Annotated in this window: 3 protein-coding genes; 1 reads left to right on the forward strand and 2 read right to left on the reverse strand. The window is 42.6% G+C overall.

Features of this window, described 5'->3' with window-relative positions; genetic code table 11:
- Positions 1 to 60: 60 nt before the first annotated feature.
- A complete protein-coding gene (locus ACFFAP_RS14705) occupies positions 61 to 4,284 on the reverse strand; it encodes a chemotaxis protein CheB (RefSeq protein ID WP_375511891.1) in 4,224 nt (1,407 codons plus the stop codon).
- Positions 4,285 to 4,654: 370 nt separating this feature from the next.
- On the opposite strand from ACFFAP_RS14705, the gene ACFFAP_RS14710 reads away from it, so the two are divergent.
- Positions 4,655 to 4,810 (forward strand): hypothetical protein, encoded by a 156-nt coding sequence (locus ACFFAP_RS14710; RefSeq protein ID WP_375511892.1) that lies wholly within the window; start codon positions 4,655 to 4,657, stop codon positions 4,808 to 4,810.
- Between the two features lie 485 nt (positions 4,811 to 5,295).
- Here the strand turns inward: ACFFAP_RS14710 and ACFFAP_RS14715 are convergent, their stop codons facing one another.
- Positions 5,296 to 5,736, reverse strand: a complete 441-nt coding sequence (locus ACFFAP_RS14715) for a response regulator (protein ID WP_375511893.1) — start codon at positions 5,734 to 5,736, stop codon at positions 5,296 to 5,298.
- Between the last annotated feature and the right edge of the window lie 782 nt (positions 5,737 to 6,518).

Genomic DNA, 6,518 nt, shown 5'->3' on the forward strand with positions numbered 1-6,518 from the left:
CAGTTTCTCAACTGATTCAGCAGTACAGTGACTCATCAGTAGATGAGTCACTTTGCTCATTTATGAATCTGTAATTCTTCCACTCAATTTTGCAATTATCAATACCAATTCAGTAAGCTCAATCGGTTTAGCCAAATGCATTTGGAAACCAGCATCAATTGCCATTTGCTGCTCTTGCTCGCTGACATAGGCAGTGATTGCGGCTGCCGGAATTTGTCCTCCAGCCTCAGCATCAAGCGCTCTCACCTGACGAATCAGGGAGAAACCATCCTCCTCTGGCATCCCAATATCTGCTAGAAGCACATCATATCTGCTAGGAGATTCAGTCAAAGCAGCGATCGCTTCCCTTGCCGATGTAACAACTACTACTTCAGTCCCGCAGTCTTCTAACATCCATTTTAGTAAGTCGCGGCTATCGGCTTGATCATCTACAGCCAGGATGCACAAACCTTCAAGGGAAAGGGGTGGATTTTTACCATTTAATCTATCCACACCTGACAAAACGCTCGGCTCTAAATAAGTTGGTGCAGTAATCTCCGGTGGCATTGAGCGCAGAGGCAGCCTGACGGTGATCGTGGTTCCTTTTCCCTCGCCTAGACTTTGTGCTTGAACTGTTCCACCGTGAAGTTCTATAAGATGACGGGCGATTGACAAGCCTAATCCAAGTCCCTGAGTTGTTTTGCTGCTGCTGGAATCTCCTTGGCGGAAGCGATCAAAAATATATGGCAGCAAGTCTGCACTGATGCCAATTCCTGTGTCGCTGACTTGAATCTGGGCGTGAGTATCTACAGCTTCGAGCATGATTCCCACTCGCCCATCGGCTGGAGTGAACTTAATCGCGTTAGAAAGTAAATTCCACAAAACTTGTTGTAAGCGATCAAAATCTCCGACAACTGTCGCCGAGTTCAAGCGTGAAACAATTTGAACGCTTTTCGCTTCTGCGGACAATTGGACAGACTCAATCGCGGCATCCACTACTGAAACTAGATCAATTAGATGAGTATTTAAATGAAGCTTTCCACTCGTAATCCGGGAGACATCCAGCATATCATCAATTAACTGAGCTTGCACCTTAGCACTCCGGTCTACCACTTCCCAGGCACGAGCGACTGCTGAAGAATCTAAATTGCGGGTACGGAAAAGTTGCGCCCAGCCCAGTATAATATTAAGCGGATTACGAAGTTCATGGGAGAGGTTTGACAGGAATTCATCTTTGGCTCGGTTGGCGATTTGGGCCTGTTGACGGGTTAACTGCTCCTGTACTAATAGCTTGGATCGCTCTAACTCTAACTGCTTGCGCTCCGTGATATCTTCAATCGCCAGCAAAATCATTTGAGCCTCTCCCTGTTGAATAATTTTCCAACCATTGAGCAGCATGGTTTTCTGCCCAATCTGCTCAAAACGATGCTCTATTTCCAAGTTTTGAATACTGGTATCGTTGGCGAGAATGTCTTCTAAGAGCGATCGCAGTTCGGGCAGGTTCCACTGACCGTTTCCTAGTTCAAAAACCAGAGATTGTGCTGTCTGTGATGGTGAAACCTGAAATGTTTCATAAAAGGAGTGATTGGCTTTGTTCACCCGGAAATCAGAATCAAGCACGATTAACGGCACTTGTACCGTCTCCACAATCGCTTCAGCGTAATTCCGGGCTTGTTCTAACGTTGCTGCACTGCGTTTGAGAACATCAATATCTATTAACACCAACACTACACCATCAATCTGGTTTTCTGTGGTGCGATAAGGACGGATGCGGAGGTTGTACCAATGTCCTCCCAGGGTTTGGACTTCTAATTCTTTGATGCTGAGTGTGTCAAGAACCTCCAAAATTAGAGGTTCTAAGTCAGGAGTATTGAGATTCGCTCTGATGTCGCTCAAGGGTCGTCCAGCATCGGCGGGAATTAAATTGAAAAGCCGCTGCGCCATTGGCGTAAAACGTCGAACGCGTAAGTCCGAAGTCAATATCAAAATTGGAATATTGATACTAGCAAGCAAATTCGTGAGATCGTTGTTAACTTGGTGTAATTCCTGATTTCGAGAGCGAAGTTCATCATTGGTTGTGTTGAGTTCTTCGTTGGTTGCCTGAATCTCTTCTTTGGCAGTTTCTAGCTCTTCATTGGTGCTTTGCAACTCTTCATTACTGGAAAGAATTTCTTCATTGGCAACTTTCAGGTCTTGATTGATGTCCTCCTGCTCTTGGATCACCGCTTGCAGATACTCTTGAGTCGCAGCCCGCTCTTGGTTTGCAGCTGCTATTTCTTGCCTTAGCCGAACAATCTCACCCTCTAAGTCTGCCTGCTCTTGGCTTTCTGGATTAAAAGAGCTGAGGTTAGTAACCGTGGGTAGGGCTTGTTCAAATAAAACCAGAAAGTAGAGTTCTTCACCAATCCCAGGGTTGAATGGAATCACCTCAATATTGATGATTTTTGAAGGATCGCCGGATTCAATTTGTAACCCTTCCCTTCTAACTAGAATTTTTTGCCGTTGTGCCTGATAAATTGTAGCGCGTAGCTCGACGAGCAAACCCTGGCGCACCATTTTGAATAAGTTCAAACTGGGTTTGCCAGGTGCAAGTTTTAGGTAGAGATCGATTTCTCCCCGAAATTGCACCACGTCCATATTGTTGTTGATCACCACACCCACTGGGGCATAGTGATTCAAGATCAGTTGGTCAGTTTTTTTCTCTAAGTCAAACTCATCCGATGGATTCTCAAACACCTTATTAGGTTCATCCACTTTTACTATCGGATAATTGCTGGTAACGAACGAAACAATTGGACGATTTGCGGTTAGCTTCTTGGCATAGATTTTAGACTTTTTGTCAATGAAAGTAAACAACTCTGAATATTTACCTGTGCTTTCTGAAGTCCCTAGCAGCATAAAGCCAGTCGGGTTGAGACTGTAATGAAAGATGGGCAGTATCCGTTTTTGCAACGTTTCGTCCAAGTAAATCAGTACATTCCGACAGCTAATTAAATCTAAGTTGGAAAAAGGGGGGTCACTGCCCAAGTCTTGTCGGGCAAACACACACAGTTCACGGACAGCTTTGTTAATTTTATATCCACCGCCCTCAATGGCATTAAAGAATTTGCGGCGGCGCTCTGGTGAGACCTCCACCATTTGATTTTCTGCATAAATGCCAGTTCTTGCTTTCTCAATTGCTATCTCGCTGATGTCTGTGGCAAAAATCTGGATCGGCAGCGGGGTTACTTTATCCGACAAAAACTCTAGCAAGGAGATGGCGATCGAGTAGACCTCCTCGCCCGTTGAACAACCCGCCACCCAAATCCGAATCGACAATACCGACTTGTTTTGCGTAATGATGGGAAAGACTCGCTCTTTCAACAGTTGAAATACTTCGGGGTCGCGGAAAAAATAGGTAACGTGGATCAGAATTTCTTCATAAAGCGCCTTGACTTCACCCGGATTCTTTTGCAAATACTGGGCATAATCCTCTAATCGTTCTAGTTTGTACAACACCATTCGCCGTTGGATTCGGCGATCAAGCGTGTTGGGCTTGTAGTGGCTGAAGTCAACGCCAACTTGCGATCGCAATAACCCAAAAATAGTCCTCAGGGCATCTGTTTGTTCGGGCAATGTCTCAACCGTGATCAGCCGCTGTGAGTCATGAATAAAAGGATTGCGACTGAGGTTTACCAGTTCTTCAGCAATTTTTTGAGGTGGCAGAATAAAATCGACATTCCCTGTGGCAACAGCAGTATTGGGCATACTATCGAATTTTGCTGTGTCTTCACACTGAGCAAAAGTCACGCCTCCGGCTGCCTTGATTGCCTTCAGCCCTTGTGAACCGTCTCCATCCGCCCCAGATAAAACCACTGCGATCGCTTTGCGCCCTCGATCCACTGCCAATGAAGTAAAGAACGCATCACCAGGCATATATTTACCCTGAACTTTCTCTCGCGGCGTCAGTTGCAACACCCCATCAGACAAGATCATCTTAGTGTTAGGCGGAATAATGTAGACCTGGTTCGGTTCTACAGTCATCCCGGATTGCACTTCACTGACAGGCATTTGAGTTGCTCTCGCCAGAATCTCGCTCAACAGACTCTTGTGGTTAGGATCTAAGTGTTGAATCAGCACAAATGCCATCCCTGTATCGGTAAGCAAATGCCTGAGTAACTGCATAAATGCCTCTAATCCACCCGCAGAGGCGGCAATGCCAACGATGGGAAATAAAGCATTTATATTCTCAAGCTGCTTTACGTCCAACGCTTCATTAGTGGCAGATTCAGATACAGGTTGCTCAGAGGGTTGATCAGAGGTCATAGGATGAAGTTTAATACTGCAATGGTTTGGCAGCTAAGGTTTATATTTTAGGTCAATTTACTTACTTGCCCTGTATTTATAAGAGTTTGAGGAGAAATTCAACAAATTAAGGCTCATTCGATGAATTAAGCTCTCAAATCACGGATAGTTGTCATTTTCTCGATTTTCGCCTTAGCATAAGCCTGATCAATATGAAATTCTCTTCTTTTATGCATTAAGAAAGTAGTAAGATAACCAACTTGGAAAACACAGGTCGTTTATTTGTAAAGTATCAAGCAATTAGAGAAACTAGCAAACCTTCTACACATAGTATTATAGTAGGTTGGGTTGTAGCTTGCTTCTTTGTTGGGCTACGGCAGTGAAACCCAACATGAACTTGGAACAAATGTTGGGTTACCCTGCCTTAAGCGCCTTTGGGTCTACGTTCCTCAAACGCCACTTGCAAGGCTCGTCGGGAAACCGCATCGCCCTTGGCGTCTCCCCTTGGAGAAGGGCGCAGTGGCTCCCCAACCTACAGATATTATAAGTGTTTAAGCGAACCTGATATAAGAACTAAAGCATTGAAGAAGTTGAAATAAACATGGACATGAACAAACCTGCTACTTTTTAAGTTTTTTACAGATAGCAGACAGGACAATTAACTTGAGCTTTTTAATATGTAGAGAGTGAACATTTCACAACTACCTTTCAAACTCAAATATTTTGGGTATTTAGCAATTTTAGATTTTTATCTAATATCTCCAACAGATAAGCTAGAAAAAATTTAACTTTTCTAAATCCAAATTACTGCTAAAAAGGAAGAAGCTAGAATAAATCCAATACCAAGAATTCCGCAACTCAAAAGCAAAACTAATTGAGTTAAAACAGACATTTTAGAACTCCTGAAATTAATGCTATCGTTTATCAAGTTCATTTGTAGCATCTCAAAAACAATCATCCCCACCAATAAATGACTCATATCATTACTTCTCAAAACTTAGACTACTATATCTAAGATATTAATTGAGCTAGTTAGCATGAGGGCGAATCAGCATTATTAGCAAGTGCTAAAATGCCAAGCACAGCAACGAAATCATCAATAACTACGGGTTTAGCAAAGCATAGACTAAACCCAGCTAAGAGAGCATGTTGATACATATCTTCAGTTACAGTGCCTGTCAGAGCGATCGCTGGTACTGCTCTGCCTCGTTCTCCCGTAAGTGTTCTCACTTTGTGAATCAGAGTATAGCTATCCTGCTTTGGCGAGGAAATACCATTCAAGAGGATATCAGGTTGCCATTGCTCAAATATTTCCAGAGCTTCCTCTCCTAAAGATGCCGTTTGCACCTTCACACCATAGGATTGCAACATCGGCGTCAACGAATTGCAGAAATTGACATCATTATCTACAAGGAGTACTCGTAGCCCTTGAATAAATGAAGTATTAGTGGGAAATCTATTATTTAGATACATCACAGTTCCAAAATTGAGATTTTCTTGAGCTTTGGAATGTCCTTAAGCAGTACATCTATTGTGCTTGCTTGAAGTTCAATAAATGTCTCATCAGTAGACACAAAAACGCTGAATAGGCTATATTACCTTTGAAAATATCTACTCCCTTAGCAGCTTTGATTGCAGCAACTAAGATACTAAAGATATTATTTCATGGGAGCATCGCCAAGCTCAACTATTTATTTGTCCCACTAGACATAATTTTTATTAACAGTTTTGACTATAACATCCTCTTGTTAAAGCTCATGTTTGAATAAATGTTTGAATAGTGTATAAGTTGTATAATTTGTATAGGTTTACCAATAAAAATTATCTAAAAAAATTTAAATTATTCCGATGGGCAGTAACTACTGCTAACAATATTATGTCTAACTAAGTAGAATTTTTCTACCCTTCAGTAGTAGTTAAAATAACTTTCAACAAGAGATACTTGGTTTTTTTAGATGAGTGCAGACCCTCTCGTGAAATTTGCACCTGCGACTTCGTTTTCGAGGATGATATCGAACCTTTAGATAATTCATTTTTGGAACAGCTTAAAGGCCAATACGCTTGGGTTAAGGATAATTGTAGCGACTGTTTTAAAAGTCAAGCGACGCCGAATAGCCCGTCGTAGACATCGCTTTGTTTGTGGAGATTTATGAAAGCGATGCCACGCTATCGGCGTCGCACCTGTGTACTTGATCGCGGTGCGACAAAGTTTGAAGTACTCCTACACGACTTTGAAGTACCTCAAAACGACTTTG

Origin of the sequence: uncultured Nostoc sp. (assembly GCF_964245575.1) — a bacterium.
GTDB lineage: Bacteria > Cyanobacteriota > Cyanobacteriia > Cyanobacteriales > Nostocaceae > Nostoc.